The sequence below is a fragment of the Bradyrhizobium symbiodeficiens genome, from assembly GCF_002266465.3.
GTDB lineage: Bacteria > Pseudomonadota > Alphaproteobacteria > Rhizobiales > Xanthobacteraceae > Bradyrhizobium > Bradyrhizobium symbiodeficiens.
This window is the reverse complement of record NZ_CP029427.2, coordinates 6,803,561-6,821,842: the sequence shown is the minus strand read 5'-3', so window position 1 is coordinate 6,821,842 and position 18,282 is coordinate 6,803,561. Positions and strand designations below refer to the sequence as shown.

General features: G+C 65.2%; 15 protein-coding genes. 10 read left to right on the top strand and 5 right to left on the bottom strand.

From position 1 onward, the window contains the following. Positions 1–169: 169 nt before the first annotated feature. The 5 genes from CIT39_RS32230 to CIT39_RS32210 form a co-directional block, all read right to left on the bottom strand. Entirely contained in the window at positions 170–781 is a 612-nt protein-coding gene (locus CIT39_RS32230) for a sigma-70 family RNA polymerase sigma factor (protein ID WP_094892568.1), read from the bottom strand. Between the two features lie 455 nt (positions 782–1,236). Then, on the bottom strand, positions 1,237–1,974 hold the full coding sequence (locus CIT39_RS32225; RefSeq protein ID WP_094976305.1) for a response regulator: 738 nt from the start codon (positions 1,972–1,974) through the stop codon (positions 1,237–1,239). Between the two features lie 4 nt (positions 1,975–1,978). Next, positions 1,979–3,724 (bottom strand): ATP-binding response regulator, encoded by a 1,746-nt coding sequence (locus tag CIT39_RS32220; protein WP_094976306.1) that lies wholly within the window; start codon positions 3,722–3,724, stop codon positions 1,979–1,981. Continuing rightward, positions 3,694–5,772: a sensor histidine kinase gene (locus CIT39_RS32215; RefSeq protein ID WP_162308800.1), complete on the bottom strand. Its 2,079-nt coding sequence runs from the start codon at positions 5,770–5,772 to the stop codon at positions 3,694–3,696. The genes CIT39_RS32220 and CIT39_RS32215 overlap by 31 nt, the downstream gene beginning before the upstream one ends. Positions 5,773–5,778: 6 nt before the next feature. After that, on the bottom strand, positions 5,779–6,774 hold the full coding sequence (locus CIT39_RS32210; protein ID WP_094976307.1) for a TRAP transporter substrate-binding protein: 996 nt from the start codon (positions 6,772–6,774) through the stop codon (positions 5,779–5,781). 197 nt (positions 6,775–6,971) lie between these two features. Between CIT39_RS32210 and ugpB the strand changes: the two genes are divergently transcribed. The 10 genes from ugpB to CIT39_RS32160 all read left to right on the top strand — a co-directional run bounded on the left by ugpB (position 6,972) and on the right by CIT39_RS32160 (position 18,276). Next, positions 6,972–8,294, top strand: coding sequence for a sn-glycerol-3-phosphate ABC transporter substrate-binding protein UgpB (gene ugpB / locus CIT39_RS32205; protein WP_181955127.1), 1,323 nt, complete (start codon positions 6,972–6,974; stop codon positions 8,292–8,294). 207 nt (positions 8,295–8,501) lie between these two features. Next, positions 8,502–9,461 carry an aminoglycoside phosphotransferase family protein gene (locus CIT39_RS32200; RefSeq protein WP_094977026.1) on the top strand — a complete coding sequence of 320 codons (960 nt, stop codon included), beginning with the start codon at positions 8,502–8,504 and terminating at the stop codon, positions 9,459–9,461. A 375-nt stretch (positions 9,462–9,836) separates the two neighbouring features. Then, positions 9,837–11,459, top strand: coding sequence for an ABC transporter substrate-binding protein (locus CIT39_RS32195; RefSeq protein WP_094976308.1), 1,623 nt, complete (start codon positions 9,837–9,839; stop codon positions 11,457–11,459). Positions 11,460–11,570: 111 nt separating this feature from the next. Then, positions 11,571–12,584: an ABC transporter permease gene (locus CIT39_RS32190; RefSeq protein ID WP_094976309.1), complete on the top strand. Its 1,014-nt coding sequence runs from the start codon at positions 11,571–11,573 to the stop codon at positions 12,582–12,584. A gap of 232 nt (positions 12,585–12,816) precedes the next feature. Beyond that, on the top strand, positions 12,817–13,716 hold the full coding sequence (locus tag CIT39_RS32185; RefSeq protein ID WP_094976310.1) for an ABC transporter permease: 900 nt from the start codon (positions 12,817–12,819) through the stop codon (positions 13,714–13,716). A 94-nt stretch (positions 13,717–13,810) separates the two neighbouring features. After that, entirely contained in the window at positions 13,811–15,544 is a 1,734-nt protein-coding gene (locus tag CIT39_RS32180) for a dipeptide ABC transporter ATP-binding protein (RefSeq protein ID WP_094976311.1), read from the top strand. A 29-nt stretch (positions 15,545–15,573) separates the two neighbouring features. Continuing rightward, positions 15,574–15,753 carry a DUF4089 domain-containing protein gene (locus CIT39_RS32175; protein ID WP_128930863.1) on the top strand — a complete coding sequence of 60 codons (180 nt, stop codon included), beginning with the start codon at positions 15,574–15,576 and terminating at the stop codon, positions 15,751–15,753. 7 nt (positions 15,754–15,760) lie between these two features. After that, positions 15,761–17,155 carry an AtzE family amidohydrolase gene (locus tag CIT39_RS32170; RefSeq protein WP_162308799.1) on the top strand — a complete coding sequence of 465 codons (1,395 nt, stop codon included), beginning with the start codon at positions 15,761–15,763 and terminating at the stop codon, positions 17,153–17,155. Between the two features lies 1 nt (position 17,156). Continuing rightward, complete coding sequence (gene hpxZ, locus CIT39_RS32165) at positions 17,157–17,549, top strand: oxalurate catabolism protein HpxZ (protein ID WP_094976312.1); 393 nt, start codon at positions 17,157–17,159, stop codon at positions 17,547–17,549. A 4-nt stretch (positions 17,550–17,553) separates the two neighbouring features. Further along, positions 17,554–18,276 carry a GntR family transcriptional regulator gene (locus CIT39_RS32160; RefSeq protein WP_162308798.1) on the top strand — a complete coding sequence of 241 codons (723 nt, stop codon included), beginning with the start codon at positions 17,554–17,556 and terminating at the stop codon, positions 18,274–18,276. Positions 18,277–18,282 lie beyond the last annotated feature (6 nt).

Sequence of the window (18,282 nt, the reverse complement as noted above, 5' to 3'; positions counted from 1 at the left end):
CGGGTCGCTGGAGGTCTTGGGAGGTTTAACGAAACCGTATGTGAGATTTATAGGAGGGAAGTTTTTCCGCCTGATGTTGTGCTTTGTTTCAATTGTTTCGTCGGCGGTAACACTTCCGTGTCCGGGGAGGGGCCAGATCGGCGGCCCTATCCCTCTGAATTCGTTGACCTTAGGCGGCGAAACGCTCGACGCCGGCTCCTTTAAGCAATTCGGCCAGCTGCTTGCGGGCGTAGAACATCCGCGTCTTCACCGTGCTCTGCGGGATGCCGATGATCTGGCCGACCTCCTCCACCGACTTCTCGTGGTAGTAGACGAGCGTGATGATCTCGCGATGCGCGGGCGACAGCTTCTGCACGCAGGCGCGCAGGATGGCGCTGGTGTCGCTGCGGTCGAGCGACGTCTCCGGCGTATCGGAACCGTCGGGAATCTGGCGCACGTCCTCCTGGTCGATGTCCTCGAAGCGGCGCTGGCGCATCGCGGTCAGCGCCTTGAAGCGGGCGATCGACAGCAGCCAGGTCGAAACCTGCGAGCGGCCCTGGAACTGGCCTGCGGTCCGCCACACGTCCAGGAACACCTGGCTGACGAGGTCTTCCGCCGCGGTGGCGTCGCGCACGATGCGCAGGATGAAGCGGTACACCCGCACATTGTGGCGGCAATAAAGGATATGCATCGACGTCCGGTTGCCGTCGGCAATGCTCTCGAGAAGCATATCGTCCGAAGTCGCCTGAGCGGCGATGATGCTCTGGCTGGCCTGGGCGTTGATGGCGATGACGTTCCGCATTGACTTGGCTCCCCGTAGCGCCGCAACCGAGCGGCGTTTCCTTGGATCAAAGTGTTAATGAGCCAACGTTTCGGGACGTCTGCACGAAAAGCGGAAAATGGTTTCGTGCGCCGCCAAATTGTTTCGTCGGAAGGGGCGCGACGAAACAATCGGGGGAAAAAAGCGTGGAATTTCAATGTGCGGAAAATACGGGAGTGGGGGGTTGGAGGCGCTCTGAACCGCCGGGAACGAATTTTTGGGTTGGGCGTTCGGTCGCGCCAGGCACTTTCCTGTCGTCCCGGGGCGCGAAGCGAGCCCGGGACCCATAATCCCAGGGAGCAGTTTGACGAAGACTCGAAGTTACCAGCTCGGCGTCATCACCACACTCTGTGGTTATGGATCCTCAGATGCGCAATTGCGCATCATAGCTCGCGCTGCGCGCGCCCCGGGATGACAGCTGTATTTGCCGTCCGCCTTTAAGCCTTCTCGCCAGCGGGCGAGAACAGGTAGCCGCCGCCGCGGATGGTGCGGATCACGGCGGGCTTGGCGGGATCCGGCTCGATCTTGCGGCGGATGCGCATGATGCGGAGATCCACCGCGCGGTCGAAGGCTTCGGCGTCGCGCGCATTGGCGAGTTCGAGCAGCCGCTCGCGCGACAGCACGCGCTTCGGATTGGCCGCGAACACCTTCAGGAGCCCGAACTCGGACGCGGTCAGTGGATGCTCGTTGCCCTCGTCGTCGCGCAAGGCCTGGGCTTCGAGGTCGAGCCATTTGGTGCCGAAGCGCACCAGCTGCTCCTTGTCCGACTTTGCGGCTGCAGCTTCGGGCGCCGCGGCCCTGGCCGGCACGCTCCTGCGCAGTACCGAGCGGATGCGCGCCATCAGCTCGCGCAGCTCGCAGGGCTTGGCCACGTAATCGTCGGCGCCGAGCTCCAGCCCCACCACGCGATCGATCGGGCTCGCGGTTGCCGTCAGCATGATGACAGGCACGTTGATGCGGCTCTTGAGGTCGCGGATGATCGAGAGGCCGTCTTCCTCGGGCATGTTGAGGTCGAGCACGACGAGGTCGGGCATGCGGCCCTGGATCGCTGCGCGAAGCGACTTGCCGCCGTCGCACAGCGTCACGGCGAAGCCGTGCATCTTGAGATAATCGCCGACCATCTCCCGGGCGGGGGCTTCATCGTCGACGATCATGATGTGCTGGCTTTGGGTCATGGCTTCACGGCAGTTCGGTCGCGGGGAGGGTGATGGTGAAGGTCGAGCCCTTGCCGGGGCCCTCGCTGTCGGCGGTCACCTCGCCGCCATGCATGTCGACGATGCGCTTGACGATGGAGAGCCCGAGGCCCGTCGAGCTTTCGCCGGCGGTCGGCTTGGCCGACAGCCGCTGGAACCGGCCGAACAGGCGGCCGAGATCCTCCGGTGACAGGCCGGCGCCCTCGTCGCTGACACGGACGATGGTCTCGCTGCCTTCGTGGCTGACGACCACGTCGATCCTGCCGCCGATCGGCGAGTATTTGATGGCGTTGCTGATGAGGTTGTCGATGGCCTCGCGGATGCGGTCGGTGTCGCACATGGTGACAATGTTGGGCGGCGCGGTGACGCCGATCGCCTGCTGCTTGTTGACGGCGAGCGGCTGGTTGGCCTCGGCGACCTCCTTGACCAAAGCGGCGACGTCGACCGGCTCGCGGCGGATGGTGATGTCGAAGGCGTCGGCCATCGCGTCCGAGATCAGATGGTCGACCATCGTGGTCAGGCGCTTGGTGGCGTCGCGGATGTGGTCGACCTGGGCGACCACGCCGCTTTCCGAGGCGCCGGTCGAGATCAGCTCCTTCAGCATCTCGGTGCGGCCGAGGATGACCCCGAGCGGGTTCTTCAGGTCGTGCGCGACCGTGCCCAGGATCTCGTTCTTGAAGCCGTTGGCGCGCTGCAGCCGCAGCCATTGCGCCGACAGGCGGCGGTTGGCCTGCATCAAGGCGCGGGTGCGCTGGGCGACGCGGTCCTCCAGCTGGGTGTTGGCATCCTGGAGCTGCTGATAGAGGATGACGTTATCGAACGCGATCGATAGCCTGGAGGAGAAGATCTCGACCAGCGAGCGGTCGGTCTCGGACAATTCGCGCTCGGCCTGCAGCAGCACCACCACCTCGCGGCCGCTTCCGGTGCGCAGATAGATCACGCTGCGGTGGTCGGCGAATTCGTTCTTGCGGCCCTGGAAGGCGGCTTCCACCATCGCGCGCAGATCGGGGTCGAGCGCCTTCGACGAGGTGGTGCCGATGAAGCGGCTGTAGCAGCCGCTGCCGGCGAGCACCGAGAGTTCGGGGTCGATGCCGCCATTGTCGCGCAAAACCAGGATACCGGCGCAATCGACGTTGAGCAGCGAGGCGAGCTGGGTCAGCACGCCCTCGGCGAGCCGCTGCATCGACTTGAAGTCGTACAGCGTCGAGGCCGCGTCGATGATGATCTCGAGCCCGCGCCTGGTCTGCAGCATGCGCTCGAGCTGCTGATAGGAGCGCAGCGCCGCGGTCAGCGAGGTGAACAGCTTGTCGGCGGTGAGCTCGGTCTTGGCCTTGTAGTCGTTGATGTCGTACTGCACGATCACGCGCCGCTCAGGCGCCTGGCCGGGCTGGCCGGTGCGCAGGATGATGCGCACGGTCTCGTTCTTGAGCTCGTTGCGGATGTATTCGACCAGCTCGAGGCCGGCGACGTCGGTCTCCATGATGACGTCGAGCAGCACCGCGGCGATGTCGTTGTGCGCGGCCATCAGCTTGCGGCCTTCGGCCGCGGAATGCGCCGACAGGATCTCCAGGCCCTGGCCGTTCAGGCTGTAATCCGAGAGGGCAAAACGGGTGCCGTCATGCACGGCCGGATCGTCGTCGATGACGGCGATTTTCCATTTCCGGGCGTTGGCATCCTCCGACGCGGTACCGGTATCGTCGATCAGGTGGAGGACATCGTCCTGTTCGGCCATTGAGAAGTCCCGTCACTTTCTGTGCTTTGCGCGCCGCCCTTGGCGACCCGGGGCATGATAATGCGAAAAGTGGTGCCTTGTCCCAGCTTGGATTCCAGCATCATGCGCCCGCCGAGCTGCTGGGTGACGAGGTTATAGACGATATGCAGGCCAAGTCCCGTACCGCCTTCATTGCGCCGGGTGGTAAAGAAAGGGTCAAAGGCCTGGCGCTGCACGTCGGGGGTCATGCCGGCCCCGTCGTCGGTGAAGATGATCTCGATGTCGTCGGCCCCGCGCGGCCGCGCCGAGATGATGATCGTGCCGGCGCGCCCGTCGGCGAAGGCATGGTTGGCGGCGTTGAGGAAGAGGTTGGTCAGGATCTGGCCATAGGAGCCGGGGTAGCCGTCGAGCAGCAGCCCCTCGGGCACGTCGACTTGAAGCGTGATCGGCGAGCGCTTCAACACGGGGCGAAGGCTCGCGATGATCTGGTCGGTGGCCTCGCTGAGAGAGAATTGCCGCCGCTCGGCATGCGAGCGGTCGACCGCGACCTGCTTGAACGACTGGATCAGCTCGCCGGCGCGCTGCAGATTGGCGACCAGCTGCTGCGAGGCGTCGCGCGAGGACTGCACGAATTCCTCCAGCTGCGAGCGCCGCAGGCCCCCGTCGCCCCTGAGCTGGGCCTCGAAGATCTCGCTGCGCCGGGCAAAGCTCGATGCCACCGTGAGGCTGATGCCGATCGGGTTGTTGACCTCGTGCGCGACGCCGGCGACGAGGCCGCCGAGCGCCGCCAGCCTCTCGGCATCGATCAAGTTCTGCTGGGCGGTATTGAGCTCGAGCAGCGCGCTTTCGGCCTTCTCCTTGGACGCGCGCAGCTCGTCCTCGGTCTCGCGCTTCGCGATCGCGTTCTCGCGGAACACCTCGACCGCGCGCGCCATGGCGCCGACCTCGTCGCGGGCCTTGGTGCCCTGTACCTCGCGGCCGAGGTCGCCGAGCGTGATCGCGCGCATCGCGGTCAGGATCTGCTGCAGCGGCAGGCGGATCGACAGCGCGATCATCACGCCCGCGGTGAGGATGATGCCGAGGAAGATCACGGCGATCGTCAGCACCCGCCGGGAAATATCCGCCAGCGTGCGGTCGAAGGTCTCCTGCGCCTTCTGCTCGCGCTGGCGCATCTTGCCGGAGAGGTCGTCGATGGCGCCGATCGCCTCGGCCTGGCTGGCGTCGATGGTGTTGCGGAGCAGCTCGGTGCGGCTCGCAAGCTGCTCGGAGAGTTTCGCAAAGCCCTCGCGCAGCGCGGCGGTGCGGGCGCCAAGGCGCCGCAAGGCCATCTTCTGCAAATCGTTGTCGGCGAGATCGATCATCACGGGGATGGTCTTCTCGATCGTCTCGGTGTTGCGGCGCGCGTCGTCGGCTGCGCCCGTCGACAGCGACAGGTAATAGGAATTGGCCGCCACCAGCATCGCCGTGAAAGCCTCGCGGGATTTGCCGAGCGAAGGCCAGATCAGCGCGTCGCGATGGCCGGTGGCGCCTTCGATGATGGAATAGAGGCCGGCCATGTCGCGGGCAGGCCCCTGCACCTGCTCCTCATAGGTCTTCGCGATGGTCGCCTGCACGCTGCGCAGCTCGCCGAAGCCGTTGAGGAAGCGGTCGGTGGTGCGCTCCAGCTCCTCGACCGAGCCCGACAGCATCGGGTCCTTGGCGGCTCGGTTGCTCAGCGTGCCCAGCACCGCCTCGCGCAGCAGCAGGATCTCGGCGAACAGGTCCGGGCTCGGCTGGTTGATGTAGCGGTGGATCAGGTTCTGCAGCCGCCCGGTCTCGCTTTCGAGCAGCGCCAGGATCCGGTCGGATTCGCGCACCTGACGCACGTCGTCCCAGGCCGAGCCCAGCACCTGCGCGCCGTTCCAGATCATCGCCACCAGCACCACCACCACGGCGGAATTCAGTGCCGCGATCGACAGGATGCGCCAGCGGATCGGCACCGCGCGCAGCACGCCGACGAGGCGCGCGCGCAGCCGTCCGACCGGGCCCGACGGCCGCTCTGCGTGCTCGCTGTGTCCAAGCCCGGTCAACAGGCCTCACTCCACCTTGCGAATGCGTTCGATCAGCGCGGCCGCGGCGGGATCGCGCGCCGCCTTGGCGTAGATCGGGACCATCGCGTCCTCGAACGGCTTGCGGTCGATATCCCTGACGATGGTGACGCCGGCTTCCTCCGCCTTGCGCTGCGACTGCTCCTCGAGGTCGCGCCATTTCTCGCGCATGAACCGGCTGGAGCGCTGCGCGGCCTCCCGGAAAATGGTCTGATCGTCTGGCGACAGGCTCCGCCAGGCCTTCAGCGAGATCACCAGCACCTCGGGGCTCATCGTGTGCTCGGTAAGCGTGTAATGGCCGGCATGCTTGAAATGGTCCGTCGTCACGAAAGATGGCCAATTGTTCTCGGCGCCGTCGACCAGATGGTTGGCGAGCCCGGTGAGGACCTGCCCATAGGGCATCTCGACGGGCTCGGCGCCGAGCGAGCGGATCATCTGGCTCATCAACTCCGACTGCTGCACCCGGATCCGCAATCCCTTGAGATCCGCGATGGACTTTACCGGCCGGACGCCGTTGTAGATCGACCGCGCCCCGGAATCGTAGAAGGCCAGCCCGACGAAGCCATAGGGCTCGAAACTATCGAGGATCTCGCTGCCGACGGGCCCGTCCAGCACCTTCTGCATGTGCTCGAAGGACCGGAACAGGAACGGCATGGCGAGCACGTTCATCGCCGGCACGAAATTGCCGATCAGCGCGACGTTGGTCCGGTTGAGGTCGATCGCACCGACCCTGGTCTGCTCGATGGTCTCCTTTTCCTCGCCGAGCTGGCGGGAGTGGAACACCTTGATCTCGTGGCGGCCGCCGCTGCGCTCGGCGATCAGGGCGCCCATGTAGCGCAGCGCCTGGACCGTCGGGTAATCCTCGGTCTGGGTATCGGCGGCGCGAAACTCGCGTGCACTGGCGCCCGTCATGCAGACGGCAAGCAGAAGCGCGACGAAGATCACCCCGGTCCGCGAGAGTTCGGCACGGTTCAGCACTGGCACACTCAACCCCTCAGTGATGGAGTCTATGGCGGGAGCAAAAGGTTCAATGCAATCTAGCAGATGGGAAGGACAAGGCTACCCGCTGCGGGCGCGGCCGATTGTGCAGCGCGGCCGGGACGCATTGCCGGTTGAAACCGCACCGGAGGCGCCGTAAGCAGGGTCGCCGCCGGTTGGCGCTGGAAACGAGAAAAGCCATCGTGACGTCAGCATTGCGCCCCTTGTACCTCGCCATTCTTGCGGCGCTCTCCTTGGCAGCTCCTGCTCGCGCCGCGACCGACATCGCCTGGTGGCACGCCATGTCCGGCGAACTCGGCCGCCAGCTCGGGAAGCTCGCCTCGGACTTCAACGCCTCGCAGTCCGACTACCGCATCGTGCCGGTTTACAAGGGCAACTACACCGAGACGGTGACCGCCGCGATCTTCGCCTTCCGCTCGCGCAGCCAGCCCGCCATCGTCCAGGTCAACGAGGTCGCCACCGCCACCATGACCGCGGCCAAGGGCGCGATCTATCCGGTGTTCAGCCTGATGCGGGACATGAACGAGCCGTTCTCGCTCGACGACTACCTGCCCGCCGTCTCCGGCTATTACACCGATGCGGCCGGCAATCTGCTGTCGTTCCCGTTCAATTCCTCGACGCCGATCCTCTATTACAACAAGACCATGTTCCGCGATGCGGGTCTCGATCCGGAGACGCCGCCGAAGACCTGGCCGGAACTGGGCGCGGCTGCAAAGCGCCTGCGCGACCGCGGTGCTGCGTGCGGCTTCACCACGTCCTGGCCGTCCTGGATCCATGTCGAGAATTTCTCCGCTTTCCATGATCTGCCGCTGGCGACGCGCGGCAACGGCTTTGCCGGGCTGGACGCGGAATTGACCATCAACAATCCGGTCGTGGTCAAACACATCGCCCAGCTCGCCGAATGGCAAAAGACGAAATCGTTCGACTATGGCGGCCGCGGCCAAGCGGCCGAGCCACGTTTCCAGAACGGCGAATGCGGCATCTTCATCGGCTCCTCGGCGACGCGCGCCGACATCAAGGCGAATTCGAAATTCGAGGTCGGCTACGGCATGATGCCATATTGGCCCGACGTGAAGGGCGCGCCGCAGAACTCGATCATCGGCGGCGCAACCCTGTGGGTGCTGCGCGACCGCCCGCGCGAGGAATACAAGGGCGTGGCGCGGTTCTTCGCCTATCTGGCGCAGCCCGGCGTGCAGGCCGCCTGGCACCAGAACACCGGATACCTGCCGATCACCCGCGCCGCCTCCGAGCTGACGCGCGCGCAGGGCTTTTACGAGCGCAATCCGGGCGCGGCGATCTCGTTCGAGGAGATCACGCTCAATCCGCCGACGGAGAACTCGAAAGGCATCCGGCTCGGCTCCTTCGTCCTGATCCGCGGCGCGATCGAGGACGAGCTGGAGCAGGCCTTCGCCGGTCACAAGAGCGCGCAAGCAGCGCTCGATGCAGCGGTCGAGCGCGGCAACAAGATCTTGCGCCAGTTCGAGCGCGCGAGTCCGGATCGGTAGTGTGCTGCGATTGAACACCACTGCAGCCGCGCGGGCGGTGCGCTCCCTCCCCCGCTTGCGGGGGAGGGGTGGGGAGAGGGTGTCTCCGCAATGGGACAATCCCCTAGAGGAAAGAACCCTCACCCGGCACTACGTGCCGACCTCTCCCGCAAGCGGGAGAGGTGCACCGTCTTCTTGGCTCGGACTGAGCCAGCCAAAAGCAGCCGAATGACGATGACTTCATCGCAAGAACTGCCAGCTTTCACCGACGCCGAAAGCTTCCGCGCCTTTCGCTTCGATCCCGCGCAATGGCTCCCGATCGCGCTCGACATCGCGCGCAGCCACGGCTTCGATACCAGCGCACCGCATGTGTTCGCGACCGGCACCAATCTCGTGGTTGGCCTCGGCGACAAACTGATCCTGAAGATCTTCCCGCCGATGCTGCACGCACAATTCGTCTCCGAGCGCGGCTCGCTGACGCAGCTCGCCGGCCACCTCGATCTCCCGATCCCCGAGATCGTCGCGGAGGGAGCGCGCGACGGCTGGCCCTATCTCGTCATCACACGTCTCACAGGCACGCTCGGCTCGGAGGTCTGGCCGCAATTGCCGGAAGACCAGAAAGAGCGGCTGCTGCGCCAGATCGGCGAGACCATCGCGAGCGTCCAGCGCGTCCCGCTCGGACCGCTCGCGAGCATCGAGCCGCGCTGGAACGATTTGATGCGTGCCCAGATGCAGGGCTGCAAGGCCAGGCACACCCGTCTCGGTCTCGCGCCGAAATTCCTGGAAGGCCTCGACGACCTCCTGCGCGATGCGGAAAAGCTCATTCCGATGGATGCGCCGCCGGTCTTTCTGGTCGGCGAATACATTCCGGAGAACTTCCTGCTTGCCTGCGATGACGGCCAATGGTCGCTCGCAGGCCTGTTCGATTTCGGCGACGTGCTGGCGGGATGGCGCGATTACGATCTGCTCGGCCCCGGCGCGTTCATGGCGGCGGGCCGGCCCGGCAGGGTAAAGAGCCTGCTCGAAGGCTTTGGCTACGAGAAGCTCGACACCACGCTGAAGCGCCGGCTGATGGCCCTGATGCTGCTGCACCGCGCCAGCGACCTCAACAGCCATGTCTGCATCGAGGGCTGGCAGGAGCAGGCGGATGATCTGGTCGAGTTGCAGGAGTTGATCTGGGCGGAGTGAGCGGTCGCGCTCCACCTCTCTTCGTCATTCCGGGGCGCCGCGCAGCGGCGAGCTATGGTACGCAATTGCGCACCTGAGAATCCATCGTCCCGCGCACGCTGCCGCCCCCGATGGAGTCCGGGCTCGATGCTGCGCATCAGCCCGGAATGACAATGATGCTTATTGGGAGGGCGACCATCAAATGTCGCTTATTAAATGAGCAAATCTGCATCTTTGTATGCAATCTTCGAGATCGAGGTGAAGGCCGCGCACGCGCTGAAACTGATATTCACAAGTGATTTCAGTACCATGAAGTGATTTCAGGCTCCCGTTGAGCCTTGGCACGAACCTTGCGAATCCGGTTCCAACCAAAAACGTCGTGTTGGAGCAATTGCCATGAAGCGCCGCGATTTCCTCAAGTCCGTTTCCGGATTGGCCGCCGGAGCGGCACTTCCGGCCATGCCGTCCGTGGTCTCCTCGGCCTATGCCGACGCCCGCTCGGAGACGCTGCTGATCGTCTCGGAAGGCGGCCCCAACAATCTCGACATCCACGGCGTCGGCACCAACGTGCCCGGCTATGAAGTGTCCTGGAATTGCTACGACCGCCTGATCAGCCACGAGATGAAGAGCGGCCCCGGCGGCGTGCCCTATTACGACCGCGACAAGTTCAAGGGCGAGCTCGCCGAGGAGTTCAAGATCGACGACAAGTCGGTCACCTTCAAGCTGCGCAAGAACGCCAAATTCCACGACGGCACGCCCGTGACCGCGAAGGACGTGAAGTGGTCGCTCGACCGCGCCGTCAGCGTCGGCGGCTTCCCGACCTTCCAGATGAGCGCGGGGTCTCTCACGAAGCCGGAGCAGTTCGTCGTCGTCGACGACCACACCGTGCGCGTCGACTTCCTGAAGAAGGACAGGCTGACGATCCCCGATCTCGCCGTGATCGTGCCCTGCATCGTCAATTCCGAGCTGGTGAAGAAGCACGCCAGCGAGAAGGATCCCTGGGGTCTCGAATACACCAAGCAGCAGACCGCGGGCTCCGGCGCCTACAAGGTGACGAAGTGGACCGCCGGCACCGAAGTCATCATGGAGCGCAACGACGACTGGGTCTGCGGTCCGCTGCCGAAGATCAAGCGCGTGATCTGGCGCATGGTGCCGCAGGCCGGCAACCGCCGCGCCCTGCTGGAGCGTGGCGACGCCGACATCTCCTACGAACTGCCGAACAAGGACTTCCAGGAGATGAAGGCGAACGGCAAGCTCAACGTGGTGTCGCTGCCGTTCTCCAACGGCATCCAGTACATCGGCATGAACGTCACCAAGCCGCCGTTCGACAATCCCAAGGTGCGTCAGGCCGTCGCCTATGCGCTGCCCTATCAGAAGATCATGGACGCGGTGATGTTCGGCCTCGCCAACCCGATGTTCGGCGCGCCGAAGGACAAGGCCACCGAAGTCGCCTGGCCGCAGCCGCACAAATACAACACCGACATCGAGAAGGCGAAGGCGTTGATGGCCGAAGCGGGCATGGCCAACGGCTTCGAGACCACGATCTCGTTCGACCTGAACTTCGCCGGCGTCAACGAGCCGCTCTGCGTGCTGGTACAGGAGAGCCTGGCCCAGATCGGAATCAAGACCACCATCAACAAGGTGCCCGGCGCCAACTGGCGCACCGAATTGAACAAGAAGGAGATGCCGCTCTTCACCAACGTGTTCTCGGGCTGGCTCGATTACCCCGAATACTTCTTCTACTGGTGCTATCACGGCAACAATTCCGTCTTCAACACCATGAGCTACAAGTCGGCGGAGATGGACAAGCTGATCGACGGCGCGCGCACCGCGGCAGCAAGCGGCGACACCGCCACCTACGACAAGGACGTGAAGGGCTTCGTCGATCTCGCCTTCACCGACATCCCGCGCATCCCGCTCTACCAGCCCTTCGTCAACGTCGCGATGCAGAAGAACATCAGCGGCTACCAGTACTGGTTCCACCGCAGGCTGGATTACCGTGCGCTGGTGAAGGGGTGAGAGGTGCAAGTGGGGAGTGGCGAATAGCGAATAGGGGGACGTGATGGCCGACAGGTGCGAATACCCACTCGCCATTCGCTATTCGCCATTCGCGCGAGCGGAGCGAGCCCCATGCTGACCATGATCGGCAAGCGCCTGATGTTCGCGATTCCGTCGCTGATCGGCGTCGTCATCGTCACCTTCCTGCTGACGCGCGCGCTTCCGGGCGATCCCGCCGCTTACTTCGCCGGTCCTGCCGCGACCAAGGAGGCCGTCGAGCAAATCCGCAAGAAGCTCGGCCTCGACAAGCCGCTGATCGAGCAGTTCTTCCGCTACACCAACGATCTCGCCCATGGCGATTTCGGCAACTCGCTGACCACGGGCCAGCCGGTCGCGGCCGAGATCCGCAACCGCCTGCCGGCCTCCGCCGAGCTGACGCTGCTCGGGTTGATCGTCTCGGTCGTGATCGCCATTCCGCTCGGCGTGCTGGCGGCCACGCGGCCGGGATCATGGGTCGATCATTTATGTCGCGTCACGACCACGGCCGGGGTCTCGCTGCCGGTGTTCTTCACCGGCCTCGTGCTGGTCTATGTCTTCTATTTCCGGCTCGGCTGGTCGCCCGCACCGCTCGGACGCCTCGATGTGTTCTACAGCGCGCCGCCGACGGTGACGGGCTTCTATCTGATCGACACGCTGATCGCGCGCGACCTCGAGGCGTTCCGCTCGGCACTGAGTCAGCTCATTCTGCCGGCGACGACGCTTGCGATCTTCTCGCTGGCGCCGATCGCACGCATGACGCGCGCTTCGATGCTGGCGGTGCTGTCGTCGGAATTCGTCCGCACCGCCCGCGCCAGCGGCCTGTCGCCGGCGACCGTGATCGTCACCTACGCGTTCCGCAACGCGATGCTGCCCGTGATCACCACGCTCAGCATGGTGTTCTCGTTCCTGCTCGGAGCGAATGTGCTGGTCGAAAAAGTGTTCGCCTGGCCCGGCATCGGCTCCTATGCGGTGGAAGCGCTGATTTCGTCGGACTTCGCACCGGTGCAGGGCTTCGTGCTGACCATGGCGGTGATGTACGTGCTGCTCAATCTCGTGATTGACATTTTGTACGGCGTGATCGATCCGCGCGTCCGGTTGGAGGGCTGAACCATGATGATCGCGTCTGGTGCGAGCCGCGTGGACGGTGCGCTCCCTCCCCCGCCTGCGGGGGAGGGTTGGGGAGAGGGTGCTTCCGCAATCGAGAACCCCCAAGAGGAGAGAGCCCTCACCCGCATTGCATCTTTCGATGCAATGCGACCTCTCCCGCAAGCGGGAGAGGTGAAGCAAGCTCCCAGCTCGCCGATTTGCCCCAAGGTCATGAAGCTTCAGGAGTGATCCCATGAGCTCCGTTGCGCCTGCTGTTGAACCCGCCGGTCCCGCACGCACCTCGGGACTGACTGCGATCCTCGAACAGACCCGCTACGTGCTCGGCGAGAACAAGGTCACGGGCTTCGCCTTTGCCCTGCTGATCCTGATCCTCGTCGCCGCGATCTTCGGCCCCTACGTCGTGCCCTACGATCCACTCGCCTCGGATACAGCTGCTGCTCTGAAGCCGCCGTCGGCCGCGCACTGGTTCGGCACCGACCAGCTCGGCCGTGACATTTTCAGTCGCGTCATCGTGGCAACACGGCTCGACGCGTTCATCGCGGTCGCCTCCGTCGTGCTGGTGTTCCTGATGGGCGGCCTCGCCGGCATCGCGGCCGGCTATTTCGGCGGCTGGACCGATCGGATCGTCGGCCGCATCGCCGACACCATCATGGCCTTCCCGCTGTTCGTGCTGGCGATGGGCATCGTCGCCGCCCTCGGCAACACCGTGCAGAACATCATCCTCGCCACCGCCATCGTGAACTTCCCGCTCTATGCCCGCGTCGCGCGCGCCGAGGCCAATGTCCGCCGTAATGCCGGCTTCGTGCAGGCCGCGCGCCTCTCCGGCAACGGCGAATTCCGTATCCTCCTGGTGCACATCCTGCCGAACATCATGCCGATCATGATCGTGCAGATGTCTCTGACGATGGGATACGCCATCCTCAATGCCGCAGGCCTCTCCTTCATCGGCCTCGGCGTCCGCCCGCCGACCGCGGAGTGGGGCATCATGGTCGCCGAAGGCGCGGGCTTCATGGTCTCGGGCGAGTGGTGGATCGCGCTGTTCCCCGGGCTCGCGCTGATGATCGCGGTGTTCTGCTTCAACCTCCTCGGCGACGGCCTGCGCGACATCATCGACCCCCAGCGGAGGACGTGATGGCCAATTTCCGTCCAAAATTCCTCAACGAATTCAATCCCGTTCTACTGTGCATGGGGTTGTTTTCGCACTTTTTGGGTGACGGGAGCCGTTCATGACCGCCCAGCCCTTGCTCGACGTCCAGGACCTCACCGTCGAATTCTCCACCCGCCGCGGCATCGTCAAAGCCGTGCAGCATGTCAGCATCTCCGTCGCCAAGGGCGAGACGCTCGCCATCGTCGGCGAGTCCGGCTCCGGCAAGTCGGTGACGTCCTATGCGGTGATGCGCATCCTCGACCGTGCCGGGCGGATCGCCGAGGGCTCGGTGATGTTCTCCGGCATCGACGTGAAGGCCGCGAGCGAAGACCAGATGCGCGATTTGCGCGGCCGCGAAGTCTCGATGATCTTCCAGAATCCGCGCGCGGCGCTGAACCCGATCCGGAAAGTGGGCGACCAGATCGAGGACGTGCTGCGCACCCATGTGCAGCAGGCTCAGGTCGCCGATCACGGCGAGAAGGCGATCGAGGCGCTGGAACAGGTCAAGATCGCCCGCCCGCGCGAGCGCTATCACGCCTATCCGTTCGAGCTGTCCGGCGGCATGTGCCAGCGCGTCGTCATCGCGCTCGCGCTGGCCTGCAATCCGCAACTGCTGATCGCGGACGAGCCGACCACCGGCCTCGACGTCACCACCCAGAAGGCGGTGATGGATTTGATCGTCGAACTGACAAAACGCAAGGCGATGTCGACCATCCTGATCACACACGATCTCGGCCTCGCCGCCGCCTATTGCGATCGCGTGGTGGTGATGGAGAAGGGCCGCGTGGTCGAGACCGCCAAGGCCGCCGACATCTTTGCGAGCCCGCAGCACCCCTACACCAAGAAGCTGATGCGCGCGACGCCGCGGCTCGGCGTGAGCCTGCGGGATTTGCTGCCGGAAGAGGAGGGCGCAGCCGCTGCTGCCGCGAGCGCGGCGTCCGTGGCCCCGACCGCCGTATCAGGTGCGGAGAGCCAGAAGCCCCTTCTCCTCATTGAAAAGCTCGTGAAGGAATACCCCCGCCAAGGGGCCACCGCCACGCTCGGAAAGCTGTTCGGCCGCAAGCCACCGCTGGAGCCCGATGTGTTCCGCGCGGTGGACGGCATCAGCTTCTCGATCGGTCACGGCGAGAGCGTCGGCCTGGTCGGCGAATCCGGCTGCGGCAAATCGACCACGTCGATGATGGTGATGCGGCTGCTCGACCAGACCTCCGGCCTGATCCAGTTCGACGGCGAGGACATCGGCGCCATCCAGCCTGCGTCGTTCGCCCGGCTGCCGCAGCGCAGCCGCATCCAGATGGTGTTCCAGGACCCGACCGACAGCCTCAATCCGCGCTTCACCGCCGCGCGCGCCATTGCCGACCCCATCATGCAATTGAGCGACATCAGGGGCCGCGACGCGCTCCGCGCCCGCTGCGAGGAGCTGGCCACCATGGTCGGCCTCCCGCACAATCTGCTGGATCGCTTTCCGCACCAGCTCTCCGGCGGGCAGAAGGCCCGCGTCGGCATCGCCCGCGCGATCGCACTGCATCCGAAGCTGGTGATCCTGGACGAGCCGACTGCGGCGCTTGACGTCTCGGTGCAGGCCGTCGTGCTAAACCTGCTGCAGGACCTGAAAGCACGGCTAGGTATGAGCTATCTGTTCGTCTCGCATGATTTGAACGTAGTGCGCTTGTTGTGCGATCGTGTCATTGTGATGCGGACGGGTCGAATCGTCGAGGAAGGCTCTTCCGAGCAGGTCTTGAGCGATCCGCAGGACGACTACACCAAGGAGCTGCTGACGGCGATCCCGCATCCGCCGTTGCAGGTACACTGAGCGTGCACTGAGATCAGCTTGAGAGAGTGATGGCCGAACCGCTGGACGATTATATCGACGCCGTATCGAAAGCGCTGGCGCTGCCGGTCGAGGAGGCCTGGAGGCCCGCGGTGCGTGCCAATCTCGAAGTGTCGCTGCGGCTCGGCCGCCTGGTCGACGAATTTGCGCTGCCGGACGAGACCGAGCCGGCGCCGATCTTCACCGCTTGATGTTGCCATGACCAGCAAGCCAGAGATGACGGCCGCCGAAATCGCCAAGGCGGTTGCGGGTGGCAAGATGTCCGCGCTCGATGCGACCGAAGCCGCTCTCGCGCGCATCAAGCAGCATGACGGCATCCTCAATTCCTTCACCGATGTCACCGCAGATCGCGCCCGCGCCAACGCACGTGCGATCGATGCCGATATCGCCGCCGGCAAGGATGTCGGCCCGCTTGCCGGCGTTCCCTTCGCGGTGAAGAACCTGTTTGACGTCGCCGGGCTTCCCACGCGCGCAGGCTCGAAGATCAACCGTGATCGCGCGCCCGCGTCGCGCGATGCGACGCTGATCGAGCGCATGGAAGCCGCCGGTGCCGTGCTGGTCGGCGCGCTCAACATGGGCGAATACGCCTACGACTTCACCGGCGAGAACGTCCATGATGGCCCCTCGCGCAATCCGCACGACACCACGCGAATGACCGGCGGCTCGTCCGGCGGCTCGGGCAGTGCCGTCGGCGGCGCGCTGGTGCCGATCGCGCTTGGCTCGGACACCAATGGTTCGATCCGCGTGCCGTCCTCGTTCTGCGGCATCTTCGGTCTGAAGCCGACCTATGGCCGGCTGTCACGGGCGCGCTCGTTTCCTTTCGTGGCGAGCCTCGATCATCTCGGCCCGTTCGCGCGCTCCGTCGCCGATCTCGCACTCGCCTATGATGCGATGCAGGGCCCGGACGCGGAGGACAGCGCCTGCACCACGCGCGGGCTGGAGCCGACGCTGCCGCTGATCGCCAATCCGGTCTCGGATCTGCGCATCGCCATCGCCGGCGGATATTTCCAGAAGAACGTGTTTCCGGAAGCGGTCGAGGCCGTCAGCCGTGTCGCCAGGGCGCTCGGCGCGACGAAGGTAGTCGACATTCCCGAGGCTGCGCGCGCTCGCGCGGCGGCTTATGTCATCTCCACCACCGAAGGCGCCTCGCTGCATCTCGATCGCCTGCGCCAGCGCGCGAACGACTTCGATCCGGCCGTGCGCGACCGGCTGATCGCGGGCGCCATGGTGCCGGCAGCGCTGGTCGAACGCGCGCAGAAATTCCGCCGCTGGTATCGCGCCGAGCTCGCCGAGATCTTCAGGTCGGTCGACGTACTGCTCGCGCCGGCGACGCCCTGCACCGCGCCGAAACTCGGCCAGGTGAATTTCAACCTCGACGGCGTCGAGCTGCCGGTGCGTGCCAATATCGGCATCCACACCCAGCCGATCTCCTTCATCGGCCTGCCGGTGGTCGCAGTTCCGGTGCCGCTCGAGCCGCTGCCGATCGGCGTGCAGATCATCGCGGCGCCCTGGCGCGAAGACATCGCGCTCCGCGTCGCGCACGCCTTGGAAAAGATGGGCGTAGCCGCTGCGCCGTCGCCGAGAGGAATCTGACATGGAGATCGATCTCCCCGAGGTGATCGCGGAAGTCAAAGCCGCATTCGACCGCTATGAGCAGGCGCTCATCACCAATGACGTCGCCGTGCTCGGCGAGCTCTTCCGCAACGATCCCCGCACGCTGCGCTACGGCATCGGCGAGAACCTCTACGGCTATGAGGCGATCAACGGCTTCCGCGCCGCGCGCTCGCCGGTCGGCCTCAATCGCCGCACCGCAAAGACCGTCATCTCCAGCTATGGCCGCGACACGGCCGTTGCCTCCACTTTGTTCTATCGCGACACGGCGCCCGGCAAGGTCGGCCGGCAGATGCAGACCTGGATTCGCTTCCCGGAGGGCTGGCGCGTCGTCGCCGCCCATGTCAGCATCATCGACGAGCCGAAAGAGACCTGACCGTATGACGCTTGACGACTTTCCGCCCGGAACATTGCCGGCTGAGCCGGTGGTGCCGCGCGTCGACCGGGCCTCGCCATCGGTGCAGAAGGTCACGCGCGCCGAAGAGTTGCGCCTGCAGCTCGCCGACGAGATCGTGCGCGGCACCCTGGCTCCCGGCTCGCCGCTGGACGAGACCGACATCGCGCGCCGCTTCAGCGTGTCGCGGACGCCGGTGCGCGAGGCGTTGCGCCAGCTGGTGGCGAGCGGCCTCGTCGAGGCGCGTGCCCATCGCGGCGCGGTGGTGGCGCAGCCCTCGGTCGAGCGTCTGACGAGCATGTTCGAGGCGATGGCAGAGCTCGAGGCGATGTGCGCAGGTCTTGCCGCCGAACGCATGTCGGCGGCCGAGCGCCACGGTCTGGAGGCCGTGCACGAGGAGTTGAGGGTGCTGAGCTACGCGGGCAATCCCGAGCGTTTCCACGAAGTCAACGAGCGCTTCCACAACGCGATCTACGCGGGATCTCAGAATGGCTACATCGCCGAGATCACGCTGGCGACGCGGGTGCGCGTGCAGCCGTTCCGCCGCGCCCAGTTTCGTAACCTCGGCCGTCTCGCCAAATCGCAAGCCGAGCACGACCGCGTCGTCGTCGCCATCATGCGCGGCGACAAGCAGGGCGCCGCCGCTGCGATGCGTGCGCATATCGAGCTGGTACGCGGGGAGTACGAGATCTACGCGGTGTCGGTGTGAAGTCGT